Origin of the sequence: Streptomyces sp. NBC_00306 (assembly GCF_036169555.1) — a bacterium.
Classification (GTDB): Bacteria; Actinomycetota; Actinomycetes; order Streptomycetales; family Streptomycetaceae; genus Streptomyces; species Streptomyces achmelvichensis.
Genome location: NZ_CP108032.1, coordinates 7,462,978 through 7,481,522 on the forward strand (window position 1 = coordinate 7,462,978; position 18,545 = coordinate 7,481,522).

The window sequence follows — 18,545 nt, forward strand, 5'->3', positions numbered from 1 at the left end:
GTACGGAGGCGGAGGCAGGGGCAGGCAGGGTGGGAAGCGGTGGTGCGGCCGGGGCCCGGGGGCGTGCCGTGACGGATGCCCGAGGTGGTCAGGCGACTTCCGCGAGGTGTCCGGTGGCCACGTCGAACACGAACCCCCGGACGGAATCGGTGTGCGGCACGAAAGGGCTCGCGGAAATGCGGCGGATCGACTGCCGGACGTCATCCTCGAGATCGGAGAAGGACTCCGCGGACCAGGGCGGCTTGATTCCGGTCTCTTTCTCGATCTGTGCCTTGAATCCGTCGTCGGTGAACGTGAGCATCCCGCAATCGGTGTGGTGAATGAGAATGATCTCGCGGGTGCCGAGGAGGCGTTGGCTGATGGCCAGCGAGCGGATCTCGTCGTCCGTCACCACACCGCCGGCATTGCGGATGACGTGCGCCTCGCCGTCGTCGAGGCCCAGGATCGCGTACACGTTCAGCCGCGCGTCCATGCACGCGACCACGGCGACCTGCCGCGAGGGCGGGAGGGGAAGGGGCCCGCTGAACGATGCGGCATAGGCCTGGTTGTTGGTCAGGTATTCGTCGGTCGCTGAGATCTCCGGCATGGTGAACTCGCCTTCTCCGGTGCGGTCTTCGGCAACGTAACGACCGGAAAATCGAACGGGGAAGGGGCGGCCCGACATGGCCACAGGGCTGCAATGAAGCGGCAATGTTCCACGGTTGTGTGAATCGGGGGCCCGTGCGAACCGAGGGGCATGCGTGGGCGGGGCGGGCGGCGAATCACCACATCCGCCGCCCGCCCGTTCACACCTCAGGTGCTACTCGGCGGGACCCGCACCCGGGGGCGGACCCGGCGGGAACGGGACCTCCGCCAGCACGGGCAGCAGCCACTGCTCCTCGTAGTCGAGATGCGCCGTCAGTTCGACCGTCATCCGGTCCAGTTCGGCAAGGAACTGCCGCGGATCGGCGGCGCCGATGTCGGCCAGCAGCGCCGCCAGTTCGTCCTTGATCCGGGCCACGGCCCCGTGCTCCTGGCGGAGTCGGTCGAGCACGGGCACCAGGTCCGGGTGGTAGTGCGCGATGGCGGGGAAGATGTGCGCGTCCTCGCTGGTGTGATGGAACGTCAGGGTCTCGCAGAACGCCAGACAGTGCTGCCGGATCTGGAATCCGAGCCCGGGTGCCGCAGTCGCACCGGGCCCCCGCGCCGCGCGCGCGGCGAGGTGCGCGTCGGCCTCGGCCCGTACGTGGCGCAGCTGGGAGCGCAGCCAGGTGTGGACCTCCAGGAGTTTGTCGGCCAGGGTGTTGATCGGCCGCGGCTGCTCCTCCGGCTCGGTGCGTTCGAGTACCACGACCGGCAGCGTCCGGGTCGTGAGGGCCTGGTAGTCGGCATAGCCGGGTGACACCGCGACGACACTCTCGAACAACCGGTCACGGCGGGCCCCTTCGGCGGGTACCGCGACGGCTTCGAAGGACTCGGTGCCGATCTCCACCTGGACGAGGGGGTGGGCGAGCAGGTTGCGGTACCAGTCGGGGTGCCGGGAGGCTCCGAGGTTGGACGCGACGATCAACAGCAGATCGCCGTTGCGCACATAGCCGAGGGGTGTGGTGTGCTCCTTGCCGGACTGCGCGCCGGTCGTCGTCAGCAGAAGGAGATCACCGCCCTCGAAGGGGCCGCCGACCTTTCCCCGGCCGGCTCGGAACTCCTCGATGACGTGCTGGTGGGAGGACGTGGACATACGGTCTCGATACTCCTGAACGGTGAGTGACGGCGCTCGATGACGCCGAGGGATCGCCCAGGGGATCGCCGGCGGACGGCGAGGGAGGGCGAGGGGGCGGTTGTGACCTGGGACGGCCGGGTGCCGCCGGACATCGCGGGTGCTGCCGGGCACGGGACCGGGTCACGCGGCCCGGCAGCCGTGCACCACGCACCCCGGGACTCGGGGCGATGGCGGCAGGACCGGCCGAGGCTGCGCACGGACCGCGGCACGGCTGCGTACGGATGACCTACGGATGCGGCAGAACGAGATGAACAGGGCGCATGAGGAGAGCGTGGCGCGCAACCGCCGATGGGTGCGCGGGGACGCTCAGGTCAGACGCAGGTCGCGGAGTGTGAACTCATGGCGGGACCCTTCGATGCACGGTGATCGCCCGATCGCCGGCCGGCCCACTGCTCTGTGGCCGACGCCGCGCGTCACGCCGGTCATTACAACCAGCCCCGCGCGAGTCTGTCAACGCCGGCCTGAGCGCGCTGTCGGGCCTCAACTCGCTCTCGCGCTAAGCCTTGACAGCTCCTTGACAGCTCGGGGAGCGTTCTCCAGCGTCTGCGGGAGAGCGCTCTCTGCACCGCCGGTCAAGGAAGTTCCTTCGCGCGCAGTCGGGAGAGCGTGTTGTTCGGACAACTCACTGCCGCTGTTGAACCGGATAGGGCTGCACCGCAGCGATGTGCACGCGGTGCACGGCATGCGAAGGACTTCGGTCCTCGCTGCGTTAGGTGTCAGGCGCAACCATCGGGGAAACAGGCCGCCGCACCGCCGGTACCTGCCGGTATAAAGAGGTCATGACTGCCGACGTGCCCCAGTCCACACGTCCCGTGACCCTCGAGGACGTGGCCCGGGTGGCCGGTGTCTCCCGGGCCACCGTTTCCCGTGTGATCAACGGTGCGACGACGGTGGATCCTGCGCTCCGGCAGATCGTCGAGGAGGCCATCGCCGCCACCCACTACGTACCCAACCGCGCCGCCCGGTCGCTGGTGACCCGGCGTACCGACTCCATAGCCCTCGTGGTCTCCGAGCAGGAACAGCGGTCCGTCGCCACCCCGTTCATCGGCCGGATGTTCACGGACCCCTACTTCGGGCGGGTGGTCGGCGGACTGCTGGACGTGCTGCGCCCGGCCGGGGTGCAGATGATGCTCATGCTGGTGGACGACGAGGTCTCCCGCGGCCAGTTGCTGTCCTATCTGCGGCAGGGGCATGTCGACGGCGTGGTGCTCGTCTCCGCCCACGGCGCGGACCCGTTGCCGCAGATGATCACCGAGACACGGCTGCCCGCCGTTCACGCGGGGCGGCGTGCGCATCTCACCGGCGTCACCTATGTCGAGGTGGACCAGCGCGCGGGCGTCCAGCTGGCCGCCGACCACTTGGTGGGGCTCGGCCGCCGGCGGATCGGCACCGTGACGGGCCCGCAGGACATGCCGGCCGCACAGGAGCGTCTCGACGGGTTTCTCGGCGCGATGGCGCTGCACGGCATCGACGATGTCGCCTGTGTCGAGGGCGACTTCACCCATGCGGGAGGAGCCGCCGCGATGAAACAGCTCCTGGCCGGTCGGCCCGACCTCGACGGTGTCTTCGTCGCCTCCGACCTGATGGCGCTCGGCGCGCTGCCGGTGCTCGCGCGGGAAGGCCGCAGGGTGCCGCAGGACGTTGCTGTCGTCGGTTTCGACGACAGCAACGCCGCCCTGGCCTGTGACCCTCCGCTGACGACCGTGCGTCAGCCGGTGGAGGAGATGTCGTCCGAGATGGCCAGGCTGCTGCTGCGGCAGATCAACGAGCCGGGACTGCGCCCGCCGTCGGTGATCTTCCATCCGGCCCTGGTGGTACGCGAGTCGGCCTGAGCGTCTGTTGGGAAGCTCAAGGTGGAAGCCGCTTGCACGTGCGGTGTCGGCTTAAGGCCTGGCAGGTGCTGCGCGGCACCCTGTTCGGGCTGCACACCGGCTTCCCAGGGGAGTACCTGCCGCAGGAGTTGGGCTTCCGCCCGGGATGACGTGCTGGCGGCGGCTGCGGGACTGGAACGAGGCAGGCGTCTGGCAGCAGTTGCCGGTTCCCCAGGGTTCGAGTTCGCCGAAAGGTCAGGAACTGGCGACGGGGCTGCGTCGTTGCAGGATACACCGGTGTACGGGCGGTGTCATGCCGGCACCCACGATGAACCCGATCGTGACGCTCAGGCTCGCGAACGCGATCATCCCGATAACTGCGCACATAACCATGACGGTTACCACCAGGCCGGCGATTCTGATACGCGAGGGCATCTGGTTCAACCAGCTCACAGCCGAGAAAGTCGTGAGATACAGGGAGGAGCCGAAAGCGGCTGACGCGAGAGCGGTGAGAGCATTCATTCCGCAACCTTTCAAAACCGGAAGCCGAGATGTTTCTATCCTGCCGCCGCGGTCAGCCGTGCTCCCCTGTCGGGATCAATCGGCCGGTGGTCCGTCTATTGCTGTACTTACACGTCCGTCGACGCTACTGCCGCTGTAGAGCGTCGTGTTCGGTGGAGCAGAATGAACATTATCGATCTTGGTGGGATGATCAACTCATTTGAGCAATTGCTGAGGTTCCCTTGCTCAACCGTCCGCCGGGTCGCGCGCCTCTGACATCGATCGGTGAGCCAACGGGACTCGCTTGCGGAGCAGCGCGACGCCGGCCCGGCCGAACGTCCGGCGTTTGAGCATCTTGATCCGGTGACGTGGCCTTCGAGTGAGGGATCCATCTCGCCACCACACGGGGTGCCGGCGGTTGCGCGGTGACCGGCCGTGGCGAGGTGCGAAACGCCAGATGTTCGGAGGAGTGAAACTTCCTCTCCTCCGGAAGGCGGGTCCTGCTCACCGCATCTCGAGTCAGCCACCGCCACCAGGCGTGACCGGCCTTGATAGAACGGCCTCATGAGTTCGAACGACGACCAGATCGCGCAGGCCGAGAGCCGCTTCGGAGTCCGATTTCCCGAGGACTACCGACACTTCCTGGCTACGGAGGGGAGCATGGCCCAGTTCGTTCCTCCTGCGGACGACTTCCTGATGATCAATGCCATTGCAGAGCTCATCGAAGTCAATGAAGCCGGCGACTTCCAGGAACGCTTCCCCCGGTGCGTCGTCATCGGCGGGGACGGAAGCCGCGAAATGCTCACCTACGACTTCCGGCAGGAACCCCCGTCTCTGGTCCTGCTCGACGTCTCCGCTCACGACTGGTCGTCGGCCATCCACCAGGCAACTTCGTTCTCAGCCCTGCTCGCGCAGTTCCCCGAAACCGGGTGGAAATGGGACGACTCCGAGCCCTCGCCCTCCTGAAAGGCATCCTCACGGCATTTGCGCCTATCCGCGTGTCGCCGGCAGTTGTTGATCAACACGGCTCGCGATGTTCGCGAGAAATGACGGTGGTGCCGTGACCGGGCACGGCCCGATGCCCGTGCTCAGCCGAAGTCGGCGGCCGATGGGGCCTCGCGGGTCATGGGCAGGGTTGGCAGCCTTCCTCGCCAGAGGTAGCGCTCGCCTGTGACCTCAAAGCCGTGGCGTCGGTAGAACCGGATCGCGCGTTCGTTGTGGTCGGTGACCCCCAGGCGGATGCGTGAAGGCCCTGCCCAGGTGAGGAACTCCGTCATCATGTGGCCACCGAGTCCCTGACCCTGGGCATGGTCCAGCAAGTGCATCGGTCCGAGGGTGACCGATTGGTCCCGGTGGCCGCAGAGATAGCCGGCGATCTCCGTCTCGGACCGGACGACACGGCAGAAGTGCGGGGCGGGGTGCTGGTTCGCCACCTCGATGAACTCTCGCCACTGCGTGATGCCTTCCGCAGTGGCGGATGAACCGCGGTGCTCACGGATCCAGGACTCATCGATCCCTGCGTTTGCGTTGAGGTAGTTCTGCAGCCAGTTCCGCAGGTGCAAGGGCCCCAACGTCGCGGCGTCGTCAGGTTGAGCGGCGGTGATCGCATAAGTCATGCCAGACCATTCTGGTGCACCGGACACGTCGCCGGGCGACTGCCCCGTGGAGGTTCAGCCGGCTCTGATGGGCTCTTCGGCTCGGGCTCGCCGCCCTTCGGCGCTGGAGGGCGGTGGCGGGCCGGCCCTGCGGGGTGTTCCTCGGTGCCTTCCCGGGACGTCCATGCGAACTCCTCCAGCGGGTGAGGGTATTGCGGCACAGAGAGAGCGCTCCCCGCAACCGGGAGCATGGGCGTCACCTTTGAACCGTCAAGTATTGCGGACAGGTCAATTCAACTCGCGTGCTCGGTTACGGCGTTGAGGGCCACAGGAGTTGATCCGGCCCCGCCGTACGCCTTCAGATCCTGAACACAGCAGGCATGCAAGGGCAGTTGACGAACGATCGTGTGCACAAGTCTTGACGCGGCTGTCTGACAGGTTGAGCATCGACAACGGTGAGAGAGCGCTCTCTCATGCGCGCGTTCGCCCCCACCCCTGACATCACAGGAGCCGCTGATGCCCGCCACCCTCGCCAGACCCCTGCGCCCACCCGCCGGCCCCGCGCAGCACCGCACATTGACGGCACTCGTCATCACCGCCCTCGTCGCAACCCTGCTCGGTATCCTGCCCGCCTCGCCGGCGCACGCGGCGCCCGTCCTGCTCTCCCAGGGCAGGACGGTGACCGCCTCCAGCCAGGAGAACGGCGGGACACCCGCGTCCGCCGCGGTGGACGGCGACAACGGCACCCGGTGGGCGAGCGCGTTCAGCGACCCGCAGTGGATCCAAGTCGACCTCGGCACCAGTGCCACGGTGAACCAGGTCGTCCTCGCCTGGGAGACGGCCTACGCCAAGGCGTACCGCGTCGAGTTCTCCACCAACGGCACCAGTTGGACCACCGTGCACTCCACCACCACCGCGACCGGCGGCACCGAGACGCTCAACGTCTCCGGCACCGCGCGCTACGTCCGGGTGTACGGCACTGCCCGTGCGACCCAGTACGGCTACTCGCTCTGGGAGTTCAAGGTCTACGGCACGACGGACGGCGTCCCGCAGATACCGGGCGGCGGTGACCTCGGCCCCAACGTCGTCGTCTTCGACCCGTCCACCCCGAACATCCAGGGCAGGCTCGACCAGATCTTCCGGCAGCAGGAGTCCGCGCAGTTCGGCAGCGGCCGCTACCAGCTGCTCTTCAAGCCCGGCACGTACAACAACATCAACGCGCAGATCGGCTTCTACACCTCCATCTCCGGCCTCGGGCTGAACCCGGACGACACCACCTTCAACGGGGACGTGACCGTCGACGCCGGCTGGTTCAACGGCAACGCCACGCAGAACTTCTGGCGCTCCGCCGAGAACCTCGCGCTCAATCCGGTCAACGGCACCAACCGCTGGGCGGTCTCCCAGGCCGCGCCCTTCCGCCGTATGCACGTCAAGGGCGGGCTCAACCTCGCGCCGACCGGTTACGGCTGGGCCAGCGGCGGCTACATCGCCGACAGCAAGATCGACGGCACGGTCGGCCCGTACTCGCAGCAGCAGTGGTACACCCGTGACAGTTCGGTCGGCGGTTGGACCAACGGCGTCTGGAACATGACCTTCTCCGGTGTACAGGGGGCACCGGCGCAGAGCTTCCCCAACCCGCCGTACACCACGCTGGAGACCACGCCGGTCTCCCGCGAGAAGCCCTTCCTGTACCTCGACGGCAACGAGTACAAGGTGTTCGCGCCCGCCAAGCGGGTGGGGGCGCGCGGCACCTCGTGGGGCAACGGCACGCCGCAGGGCGAGTCAGTCCCGCTCAGCAGGTTCTACGTGGTCAAGCCCGGTGCCACCGCCGCCACCATCAACGCGGCCCTCGACCAGGGGTTGCACCTACTGTTCACCCCCGGCGTGTACCACGTCGACAGCACGATCAACGTGAACCGTGCCAACACGATCGTGCTCGGTCTCGGGCTCGCCACGATCATTCCGGACAACGGTGTGACCGCCATGAAGGTGGCCGACGTGGACGGTGTGAAGCTGGCCGGCTTCCTCATCGACGCGGGACCGGTCAACTCCCCGACCCTGCTGGAGGTCGGTCCGGCCGGATCGTCGGCGGACCACGCGGCGAACCCGACGACCGTCCAGGACGTGTTCATCCGCGTCGGCGGCGCGGGCCCCGGCAAGGCCACCACCAGCATGGTCGTCAACAGCGACGACGCGATCATCGACCACACCTGGGTGTGGCGCGCCGACCACGGCGACGGCGTGGGCTGGGAGACCAACCGCGCCGACTACGGGGTCCGGGTCAACGGTGACGACGTGCTGGCCACCGGACTGTTCGTCGAGCACTTCAACAAGTACGACGTGGAGTGGTACGGCGAACGCGGCAGAACGATCTTCTTCCAGAACGAGAAGGCGTACGACGCACCCAACCAGGCCGCCATCCAGAACGGCGGCACCAAGGGGTACGCGGCCTACAAGGTCGCCGACTCGGTGAACACGCACGAGGGCTGGGGGATGGGCAGCTACTGCTACTACAACGTCGACCCGACGATCCGGCAGGACCACGGCTTCCAGGCCCCGGTGAAACCGGGCGTCCGATTCCATGGCCTCCTCGTCGTCTCGCTCAGCGGCAACGGGCAGTACGAGCACGTCATCAACAACACCGGCTCACCCACCTCGGGAACGTCGACCGTGCCCTCGGTCGTCGCCAACTTCCCGTAGACCGGGTCCGGCGGGGCGGGCATGCCCGCCCCGCCGGCCGCAGGCGCGTGCCTCTGGGGACACGCCGAGGGCTCACCTCACCGGCCGGCGCCGCACTCCGCGGTGCCGGCCGGATGCCGTGCCGCCGACTACCGGGTGAACGTGCACGGCTCATCCAGCCGCCTGCGGCGCGCCGCGTCCGCTCCGCACACCTCTCTGATCGTTGATCGTGCGAGGCGTACGACCGGAGAGGACACGACATGACAGTGAAGCGAGTGGGACTCGTGGTGCACCGGGGGCGCCCCGAGGCCGTGGCGGCGGCCGATGTCGTGACCGCATGGTGCGCGGAGAACGACATCGCCTGCACCGAGACCGACGTGTGGAACCTGGGCGAGCAGCGGCACAGCGCGCGTGAGGAGGTCGATGCCGCCGGGCATCCCGATCTCATCGTCACTCTGGGCGGTGACGGCACCTTCCTGCGGGGAGCCCGGCTGGCCGCCGAGAGCGACGCGGTCGTCCTCGGGGTGGACCTGGGCACGGTGGGTTTCCTCACCGAGGTCCCCGCGGCGGACGTCCGCCGGGCACTCGACGCCGTGCACGCCGGGCGCGCCCGGGTGGAGACCCGCATGCTGCTCACCATGCGTGCCTCACGTCGCCTCCAACTGCCCCAGGAGATGGAGACGGTGCTCTGCTACGGCCGGGGCCCGATGCTGCCGCCCCCGGTCGTCCCCGACGAGTCCGACCAGGGCGGGTGGGGAGTCTCGCTGCACGTCCGGGCGGTCAACGACGTCGTGGTGGAGAAACTCGTCCGCGACCGCCAGGTCGCCCTGGGCGTCTACGTCTCGGGGCGGCTGCTCGCCTCGTACTCCGCGGACGCCGTCCTGGTCGCGACGCCCACCGGGTCCACCGCCTACAGTTTCGCCGCGGGCGGTCCGGTCGTGTCGCCGTTCGCCGAGGCCGTGGTGTTCACTCCGGTCGCCCCGCACATGACCTTCAACCGGTCCGTCGTCGCCGCCCCCGACGAGCCGATCGGGCTGCGGGTCCTGCCGCACTCCGGACGGGCCGCGGTGAGCGTCGACGGTCAGCTGCGGGGGCTGCTCGACCCCGGCGACTGGATCGGCGTCTTCGCCGCCGAGCGCCGGCTGCGGGTGATCCGGTTCGGACCGACCGACTTCTACGGCCGGCTGCGGGACCGGATGGGGCTCACGGACGCCCCGGCGGCCGCGGCGGCGGGCGACCCCGCGCGTCTGTGGCCGGCCTCGGAACCGGTCCCCGCCGATCTGCAACACCTGCGTCTGCCCCCTGGCTACGACGTCTGAAACAGGCGGGCGGTGTCGGTCATCCCACGGCGGCATCCGTTGCGAGCTGGACGAACCGGCCGGTAACTTACGCGCACCGGTCGTCACCGCTTCGCGATCCGTCGCAGGTCGTCCGGTACGGTGGCCACGCTCCGGCCTCCCATCACCAGACATCGGCCGGTGCGGTGCACAGCGTGGTGCACTGATCAGCGAACTCATCGACACCGTCCACGACGACACCCTCCACGAGGGCACCGGACGCCTCAGGCGCCGGTGGCGACAGCGCCCGTCCCGAGGCCGCCGGCCCGCGACACGACTGGGGAGTTTGATGTTCGGCAAGGTATTGGTCGCCAACCGCGGTGAGATCGCCATTCGCGCGTTCCGCGCTGCGTTCGAGCTCGGCATCTCCACGGTGGCGGTCTTTCCGCACGAGGACCGCAACTCATTGCACCGGGCCAAAGCGGACGAGGCGTATCAGATCGGCGAACCCGGCCATCCCGTGCGGGCCTACCTGTCCGTGGACGAGGTCGTCAAGGCCGCCCAGAAGGCGGGGGCCGACGCGATCTACCCCGGCTACGGATTCCTCTCGGAGAATCCGGACCTGGCCGCCGCCTGCGCGGAGGCCGGTATCACGTTCGTCGGGCCGCCGGCCTCGGTCCTCCATCTGACCGGCAACAAGGCCCGTGCCGTCGCGGCGGCGAAGGAGGCCGGTGTACCGGTCCTCAAGTCGTCGGAGCCGACCACCGACGTGGACGCGCTCGTGGCGGCCTCCGAGGACATCGGCTTCCCCGTCTTCGTCAAGGCCGTCGCCGGCGGCGGCGGCCGGGGCATGCGCCGGGTCGCCGAGCCCGGCGAGCTGCGCGAATGCATCGACGCGGCCATGCGCGAGGCGCAGTCCGCGTTCGGCGACGCCACGGTCTTCCTCGAGCAGGCGGTCGTCAACCCCCGCCACATCGAGGTGCAGATCCTCGCCGACGCCGAGGGCAACGTGGTGCACCTGTACGAGCGCGACTGCTCGGTGCAGCGGCGTCACCAGAAGGTCGTCGAGATCGCCCCGGCCCCGAATCTGGACCCCGACCTGCGGGCGCGCATCTGCGCCGACGCCGTCGCCTTCGCCCGGCACATCGGCTATGTGAACGCGGGCACCGTCGAGTTCCTCGTCGACGAGCGCGGCAACCACGTCTTCATCGAGATGAACCCCCGCATCCAGGTGGAGCACACGGTCACCGAGCAGGTCACCGGCCGTGACCTGGTGATCGGACAGCTGCGCATCGCGGCCGGGATGTCGCTGCCGGAACTGCGGCTCACCCAGGACGACATCGAGCTGAACGGCACCGCGCTCCAGTGCCGGATCACCACCGAGGACCCGGCCAACGGCTTCCGGCCCGACACCGGCACCATTTCCGCCTACCGGTCACCGGGCGGCCCCGGCGTACGGCTCGACGGCGGCACCGTGCACACCGGCGCCGAGGTGTCCGCGCACTTCGACTCGATGCTCGTCAAGCTGACCTGCCACGGGCACGACTTCGCGAACGCCGCCCGTCGGGCGCGCCGCGCCATCGCCGAGTTCCGCATCCGCGGTGTGTCCACCAACCTGCCCTTCCTCGGGGCGGTGCTCGACCACCCCGACTTCCGGGCCGGCCGTATCACCACGAGCTTCATCGACGAGCACCCGGAGCTCATCCGGGCCCGCCCCTCCGCCGACCGCGGCAGCCGTATGCTCAGCTATCTCGCGGAGACGACCGTCAACCGGCCCCACGGCCCGCGGCCGCAGGTCATCGACCCCGTCGACAAGCTGCCCGCCGTCTCCCTCACCACACCGGCGCCCGACGGCTCCCGGCAGCGCCTCGCGGCTCTCGGGCCGGAGGCGTTCGCCGCCGAACTGCGCAGGCAGAAGGCCGTGGCCGTCACCGACACGACGTTCCGTGACGCCCATCAGTCCCTGCTCGCGACCCGGGTGCGGACCCGCGATCTGCTCGCTGTCGCTCCCTACGTCGCCCGGACGGCTCCGGAACTGCTCAGCCTGGAGTGCTGGGGCGGCGCGACCTACGACGTGGCGCTGCGCTTCCTCGCCGAGGACCCCTGGGAGCGGCTCGCTCAACTGCGCGAAGCGGTGCCCAACATCTGTACGCAGATGCTGCTGCGCGGACGCAACACCGTCGGCTACACGCCCTACCCGACCGAGGTGACCGAGGCGTTCGTGGCCGAGGCCGCGGCGACCGGTATGGACATCTTCCGCATCTTCGACGCGCTCAACGACGTCAACCAGATGCGGCCGGCGATCGACGCGGTGCGGGCCACGGGTACGGCCCTGGCGGAAGTCGCCCTGTGCTACACCGCCGATCTCTCCGACCCCGCCGAGTCCCTCTACACGCTGGACTACTACCTGCGCCTCGCTGAGGAGATCGTCGAGGCCGGGGCGCACGTCCTGGCCATCAAGGACATGGCGGGCCTGCTGCGCCCGCCGGCCGCCCGCACGCTGGTGACCGCGCTGCGGGAGCGGTTCGATCTGCCGGTGCATCTGCACACCCACGACACGGCCGGCGGACAGCTCGCGACACTGATCGCCGCGATCGACGCGGGAGTCGACGCCGTGGACGCCGCCGTCGCGTCGATGGCGGGCACCACCAGCCAGCCGCCGCTGTCGGCGCTGGTCGCCGCGACCGACCACAGCGAGCGGGCCACCGGGCTCTCGCTCCAGGCGGTCGGTGATTTGGAGCCGTACTGGGAGGCGACCCGGAAGGTCTACGCGCCGTTCGAGTCCGGTCTCGCCTCGCCCACCGGCCGGATCTACCACCACGAGATTCCGGGCGGCCAGCTGTCGAACCTGCGCCAGCAGGCCATCGCGCTCGGCCTGGGCGACCGGTTCGAACTGATCGAGGACTGCTACGCCGCGGCCGACCGGATGCTGGGCCGCCTGGTGAAGGTGACCCCGTCGTCGAAGGTCGTGGGCGACCTGGCGCTGCATCTGGTGGGCGCCGGTGTGGAGGCCTCGGACTTCGAGTCCGATCCGGGCAAGTTCGATGTACCGGACTCGGTGATCGGGTTTCTCCGCGGCGAGCTGGGCGACCCGCCCGGCGGGTGGCCGGAGCCCTTCCGTACCCGTGCGCTGCAGGGCCGACCGGAGAAGGCGGACGCCCCGACCCTCGACGACGAGGACCGGCGAGGTCTTGCTCAGACGCGCAGGGCGACCCTGAACCGGCTGCTGTTCCCCGGGCCGACCAAGGAGTTCGAGGCGCACCGTGAGTCCTACGGCGACACCTCGGTCCTGCCGACGCGGGACTTCCTCTACGGCCTGGAGCCCGAGACCGAGCACACGGTCACCCTCGAACCCGGAGTGACCCTGCTGATCGAGCTGGAGGCCATCTCGGAGGCCGACGAGCGGGGCTTCCGTACGGTCATGGCCACCCTCAACGGGCAGTTGCGGCCGGTGGCCGTGCGGGACGAGTCCGTCGCGACCGAGGTCAAGGCGGCGGAGAAGGCGGAGCGCGGCAACGAGCGTCATGTCGCGGCGCCGTTCGCCGGAGTGGTCACCCTCCAGGTCGCCGAGGGTGATTCGGTGGACGCCGGTCAGACGGTCGCCACCATCGAGGCGATGAAGATGGAGGCGTCCATCACCGCCCAGAGCGCGGGCACCGTGAGCAGGCTCGCGATCGGCAGGATTCAGCAGGTCGAGGCGGGCGATCTGCTCATCGAGCTCGGCTGACGCACACCGCGGACGGTCCGGCGCGCGCCCCTCAGGGGCCCGCCGGGCCGTCCGTCGTCTCCGGCGGCGGACGGTGCGCGGGCCAGGAGTTGAGCGCGGTGGCCAGCTGCGCGCGCGAACGGACGTCCAGCTTCTGGTAGATGCGGGTCAGCCTGGCCTCGACCGTCTTCACACTGAGGTAGAGCTTCGCCGCCGCCTCCTGGTTGCTGGCGCCCTCACGGACCAGTGCCGCGAGACGCAGCTCCGCCTCCGTCAGGGAGTTCTGAGCGCCGCCGCGGGCGGGATCGGGCTCGGCCGAGCGGGACGGCGTCTCCGCCGCCAGCGCCAGCCAGGGCAGTGCTCCCGTGCGTTCGAAGACCGCGGCCGCCGTCTGGAGGGCGCTCTGAGCGGAGGAGCGCCGTCGGCGACGGCGCTCGACCCGGGCCAGCGCGATGAGGGCCCGCCCCCGCTCCAGCGGCAGTCCCGCCGCGTCGAACCGCTCGGCGGTCTCCGTCAGCAGCTCCGCCGCCTCTTCGGGCTTGCCGCTCGCCGCCAGATACAGCGCGTACGCCCGGTCGCAGCCCAGCAGTACGGTCGTCCGGCCGAGCCGTTCGGCCACCGGGCGGACACCGGCCAGCAGGAAGGCGGCCTCCTCCGGGGCGTCTCCGGCGACCAGCGCCTCCGCCAACTCCTCGTGCCAGCGCAGCATCGACGGGTCGACGGTCGACTGGGCCTGCTCGTCCGCGCGGACACGGCGCAGCGTCTCCACGGCTTCCGTCACGTCGCCTGCGACGAGTTGGACCCGGCCGAGCGCGTAGAGACTGCGGGAGAGGAAGACCCGGTCACCCTCCTCCTCGGACGCCTGGACACTGCGCCGGGCGTAGCTCGCGGCGCGCGCGAAGCTGCCGCCCGCGGTCTCGGCGAGGGCCAGGGCGTACCAAGCGGGCCCGGGGGACAGCCCGGCCTCCAGGGTCAGGGCGAGGGACCGTCCGGCGTGGGCCACCGCCGCGGCACACAGGCCCTGGCGGGCCTCGATCTCCGCGAGCGTCCGGAAGAGTTCGATGGCGTCCTCGACGGTGCCCCGCCGCTCGACGAGCGGCAGCAGCGCGTTCAGCTGATCGCGGGCGTCGGTGAGCCGGTCGTCGAACAGGGCATGACGGATCGTCAGGATCTGGGCCGCGTTGCGGATGCCGAGCGGACGGTCGACCAGTTCGAGCGCACGCGCCTCCGCGAGCACCCGCTGCTCCTCCGCGGAGCCGAGGACCCGTTCCATGCGTGCCTGCACCGTCAGGGCCCGGGTCGCCGTCTGCCGGTCGCCCACCGAGGCTGCGAGCCGGGCCGATTCGACGGCGGCCGCGCGGGAGCGTACGGGATCACCGTCGGCGAGCACGTACTTGACCGCCAGCCGGAGCTGGACGGCCGCTCGCAGGGCCGTGTCGTCCTCCGAGTCCTCCATGGCGTGCACATAGGTCTCGTCGAGGTCGCCGAGCCCCTGGCCCGCCGTGTCCAGCACCGCGAGACGAGCGCGCACCCGGTCGGCGGGGGTGGCGTCACGGGCCAGCAGATCGGTGGCGGCGCGCATCGCGAGATCCGCGCGCGCCGCCCGCGCGGCTTCCTCGGCCGCATCCACGAGCCGCGCTATCCGCTTCCCGCCGTGCTCGACGGGTGTGGACTCGGCGGCGAGCAGGGCGAGTTCGGCGGCCAGGGCGCTGTTGCCGCGGCGGCGCGCGGTGTCGGCCGCCGCGGCGACCTCCTGCGCGAGGTGTTCGTCGGGCGCGTCGGCGGCCAGCGCCCGGTGCCGTACCGCTTCGACGGGGTCGTTGACCACGCGGGCCAGTGCGGTGTGCCCCGCGCTGCGCTCGTTCCAGCAGGCGTCGTGCACGAGGGTGGACGGCAGGACGCCGGCGCTGAAGGCGACGGTGCCGTCCTCGGTGAGCGTGATGAGGTTCGCCCGCTCGGCGGCGGCGAGGTCGGCCTCTGCCGTGGCGCGGCCCGCGCGGCGGATCAGAGCCGCTGTCGGCCGCAGCGCCAGGGCGGCGAGCAGCAGGGTGGCGCGTACGGCCGGGGAGGCGGCGCCCAGGAGCTGCCGGGCGAGGTCGCGGGCACGGCCCGACAGCGACAGTGCCTCGGCGTGGTGGACCGGTGTCCGGGCGTCGGCGAGCGAACGGCCGACGGCGAGCGCCAGCCGGGGATTGCCGCCGCTGGCCCGGTGGATACGGCCGGCCATCCGGGACGGCAGCCGGTGGTGGACGAGGAGCTCGGCGATCTCGTCGGCGTGCAGGGCCGGCACGAACAGCACATCCGCCTCGGAGGGCACCCACAGAGCTTCGGGGCCTGACGGGTCCTGCGGGGGCTCGCCGGGTCCCGGAGCCGTGGGGGAGTACGCGGAAGGGGTCTCGGCGGCGATGACCCGCAGCGCCGGCGGAGCCAGATGCAGCGCGAAGCGCAGCAGGTCCGCGCTGTCGGCGTCGATGTGCTGGACGCCGTCGACGACGAGCAGGACCGGAGCCCGCGCGGCGAGGGTCCGCAGGATCTGGGCCAGGGCGAGCCGCAGCGCGATGGGATCCCAACCGCCCTCGGGGATGGGCGCCTCGCGGCACAGCATGGCGACGGCGCTGCGCTGCGGTCCGGGCAGTGCTTCGAGTGCGTCGGCCGCTCCGGGACCGCCGGGCCCGCCGGGGGCGTGAGTGGCGGGCCACGACACGGAGGCCCGGACGGACGCGAGAAGGGCGGCCGCCGCCGCTCCGGGTATGTCCCGGTCGGCGGGCAATGTGGCCAGCCAGAGCACGGTCTCGCCGCGGGACTCGGCCTGTGCGGCGGCGGCCAGGGCCATCTCCGTCTTGCCGATTCCGGCGGGACCGGTGAGGAGCGCGCGCCCCCGGGTGTGCAGGACCCGCTCGAGCCGGGCCAGGAGCTCGGCCCGCCCGACCGGCGCGGGGCGGTGAACCGTCGACGTCACGCCCTTCACCCCCCTTGTGACCTGCGCAGGTCTCTGCCTGTGAGTGCAGAGCATACGAATCAGGCCACGGCAGTCCAGGCCCCGCGTCCGACATTCGGACGCGAGGTCCGGGAACGGCGGTGGGGCGCGCCCGCGGAATGTGCCGCGAACGCGCCCCTGACCAGCCCTGTGCTGCTGTGGTGCGGGTGCTCAGAAGGTGAGACTCCAGGAGTCGATGTAACCGGTGTCACCCGAGGCCACATCGCGGACCTGCAGCTTCCACATTCCGTTGGCGACCTCGCTGGAGGCGTCGACGGTGTAGGTCGCCACGACGTTGTCGGCGCTGTCGGAGGACGAGGACGCCTTCAGGTTGCGCACGGTGCCGTCGGGGGCGACCAGATCGACGACGAGGTCGCCGCGCCAGGTGTGCTTGATGTCGACGGCGACCTTGAGTGCGGCGGGGGCGTTGCCGGAGCGGCCCGAGACGGCGATCGTGGAGCTCACGGTCGCGTTGTCGCTGATCGTGACGTCCGCGGCGTTGGTGAATGTCGCGCCACCGGGAGTCGTGGTCGTCACAGCGTTCACGGTCTTGGTGGCGTCGGCGATGCCGGTGCCGCAGCCGCCGGTGCACGTGCCCGGCAGCGCACGGGCGTTGGCCTTGATCGCGGACTCGATGTCGGCGGGCGTCAGGGCCGGCTTGGCCGACTCCAGCAGCGCGGCGAGCCCGGCGATGTGCGGGGCCGCCATCGAAGTGCCCTGGTACGGCTTGTAGTTCTCCGCCGACTGCGTGGTGGTACCGGAGTTCAGGGTGGAGAGAATACCGTTCTCGGGGGTCGTCACGGTACCGGGGGTGTCGGTGGCGCGGCGGGTCTCACCGCCGGGCGCGGCCACATCGACGCTGGTGCCGAAGTTCGAGTAGAACGACCGGTTGCCCTCGCGGCTGGTGGAGGCCACGTTGATGATGTTGGCGCAGTTCGCGGGGGTGAAGCCGGAGGCGTTCGCGTTGCTGTTGCCGGCCGCGACGACGACCGTGGTGCCGCGGGAGACGGCGCCGTTGATCGCGTTCTGGTAGACGCTCGGGCAGGTGGCGCTCGAACCACCGAGGCTCAGGTTGATGACCTTCGCGGGGGTGGCGTTCGCCGGGACGCCGGGCACACTGCCGCCCGAGGCCCAGGTGATCGCGTCGGCGATGTCCGCGGAGGACCCGCCGCACTTGCCGAGCACCCGGACGGGCTGGATCTTCGCGTTGTACGCGATGCCGGCGACGCCCTTGGTGTTGTTCGTGGACGCCGCCACGGTGCCCGCGACGTGCGTACCGTGCCAGGACGAGTTGCTCGCCTTGGAGCCCGCACCGCACTCGCCGTCGGTGGCGTTCCAGTCGCCCTCGTCCTTGGCGTTGTTGTCCCGGCCGTTGCCGTCACGGGCGTCCGCGGAGGAGGAGATGAAGTCGTAGCCCGACACCACGTTGCCCGCGACGTCGGAGTGGGTGGCGTAGCCGGTGTCGATGACGGCGACGGTGACACCGCTGCCGGTGGTCTTGTCCCAGGCGCCGGGCACGTTCATGCCGCCGGTGGCCTCGAACAGGTCCCACTGCTTGGCGTACTCGGTGTCGTCGGGCGTGACCGCCATCGCGTAGGCGCGGATGTCGGGTTCGACGGATGCCACCGAGGGGTCACCGCGGAAGGCGTTCATGACCTCGGCGAGGTCCTTCTTCGAGGCCTCGCCGCCCAGGTCCACCAGGGCGGCACCGCCGGCGAGCCGGCGCTCGAAGGCAAGGTCCTCGCCGGTCGCGGAACCCTTGGCGGTCGCGTCACCGGCGGCGGCGGTGTTGGAACGTGCCTCCGCCGTGGTCGCCTTGTAGGTGACGATGACCTTCTCGACCGGCGAGACCGGCAGGCCGGCCATGGCCTGCGAGGCCGGAGCCGGCTTCGGCGAGGGGGGCGGGGTGGCGGCGAGGGCTACGGAGGACGTGGCGGCCACGGCGGCGATCGTGGCACTCGCAGCCACGACGGCTATGAGTCTCCGTCTGGAACCGTTCAAGGTGTTCCCCTTCAGATGACGGCGCGGAGCGCGGCGGACGGCGCGGGAATCGCGGTTCGCTGTGGGGGTGCGACCCGCGATTCCCTGGGCCGGGTACGCCCGTGCGCCCCCCGCCGTCGCAAACGGCCCCTGGTCAAGGGCCGCCACCGGCGAAACCCCTGATTTCCATGCACCTGACATCAACGAGTCGGGGCACGAGATCCGCCGGTTCGGCAGACAGTAGGGAACGCCGAGATGAA

The 18,545-nt window shown here is 70.2% G+C and carries 10 protein-coding genes and 1 pseudogene; 6 read left to right on the forward strand and 5 right to left on the reverse strand.

Annotation, left to right across the window (positions count from 1 at the left end; translation table 11 throughout):
• Positions 1–88: 88 nt before the first annotated feature.
• Both OHA05_RS33375 and OHA05_RS33380 read right to left on the reverse strand, forming a co-directional pair.
• The gene (locus tag OHA05_RS33375; RefSeq protein WP_328863501.1) at positions 89–577 is read right to left on the reverse strand and encodes a beta-class carbonic anhydrase; all 489 of its coding nucleotides are present in this window, start codon (positions 575–577) and stop codon (positions 89–91) included.
• A 222-nt stretch (positions 578–799) separates the two neighbouring features.
• Positions 800–1,717, reverse strand: coding sequence for a nitroreductase/quinone reductase family protein (locus OHA05_RS33380; protein ID WP_328862608.1), 918 nt, complete (start codon positions 1,715–1,717; stop codon positions 800–802).
• An 821-nt stretch (positions 1,718–2,538) separates the two neighbouring features.
• Here OHA05_RS33380 and OHA05_RS33385 point away from each other — a divergent pair.
• From OHA05_RS33385 to OHA05_RS33395, 3 genes and pseudogenes are all read left to right on the forward strand, one after another.
• Entirely contained in the window at positions 2,539–3,591 is a 1,053-nt protein-coding gene (locus tag OHA05_RS33385) for a LacI family DNA-binding transcriptional regulator (protein ID WP_328862609.1), read from the forward strand.
• A gap of 68 nt (positions 3,592–3,659) precedes the next feature.
• Positions 3,660–3,793 (forward strand): annotated as a pseudogene (locus OHA05_RS33390) (transposase); the annotation flags it as partial.
• An 842-nt stretch (positions 3,794–4,635) separates the two neighbouring features.
• Positions 4,636–5,037, forward strand: coding sequence for an SMI1/KNR4 family protein (locus OHA05_RS33395; RefSeq protein ID WP_328862610.1), 402 nt, complete (start codon positions 4,636–4,638; stop codon positions 5,035–5,037).
• A 122-nt stretch (positions 5,038–5,159) separates the two neighbouring features.
• On the opposite strand, the gene OHA05_RS33400 is transcribed toward OHA05_RS33395, so the two are convergent.
• Entirely contained in the window at positions 5,160–5,687 is a 528-nt protein-coding gene (locus OHA05_RS33400) for a GNAT family N-acetyltransferase (protein WP_328862611.1), read from the reverse strand.
• A gap of 495 nt (positions 5,688–6,182) precedes the next feature.
• Between OHA05_RS33400 and OHA05_RS33405 the strand changes: the two genes are divergently transcribed.
• From OHA05_RS33405 to OHA05_RS33415, 3 genes are all read left to right on the forward strand, one after another.
• The gene (locus OHA05_RS33405; RefSeq protein ID WP_328862612.1) at positions 6,183–8,366 is read left to right on the forward strand and encodes a discoidin domain-containing protein; all 2,184 of its coding nucleotides are present in this window, start codon (positions 6,183–6,185) and stop codon (positions 8,364–8,366) included.
• Between the two features lie 239 nt (positions 8,367–8,605).
• Positions 8,606–9,664 carry an NAD(+)/NADH kinase gene (locus tag OHA05_RS33410; protein ID WP_313942509.1) on the forward strand — a complete coding sequence of 353 codons (1,059 nt, stop codon included), beginning with the start codon at positions 8,606–8,608 and terminating at the stop codon, positions 9,662–9,664.
• 307 nt (positions 9,665–9,971) lie between these two features.
• On the forward strand, positions 9,972–13,349 hold the full coding sequence (locus tag OHA05_RS33415) for a pyruvate carboxylase (RefSeq protein WP_328862613.1): 3,378 nt from the start codon (positions 9,972–9,974) through the stop codon (positions 13,347–13,349).
• A gap of 31 nt (positions 13,350–13,380) precedes the next feature.
• Here OHA05_RS33415 and OHA05_RS33420 read toward each other — a convergent pair whose 3' ends face one another.
• Together OHA05_RS33420 and OHA05_RS33425 are read right to left on the reverse strand one after the other, a co-directional pair.
• Positions 13,381–16,287: a helix-turn-helix transcriptional regulator gene (locus OHA05_RS33420; RefSeq protein WP_328862614.1), complete on the reverse strand. Its 2,907-nt coding sequence runs from the start codon at positions 16,285–16,287 to the stop codon at positions 13,381–13,383.
• Between the two features lie 189 nt (positions 16,288–16,476).
• Complete coding sequence (locus OHA05_RS33425) at positions 16,477–18,273, reverse strand: S8 family serine peptidase (RefSeq protein ID WP_313942506.1); 1,797 nt, start codon at positions 18,271–18,273, stop codon at positions 16,477–16,479.
• Between the last annotated feature and the right edge of the window lie 272 nt (positions 18,274–18,545).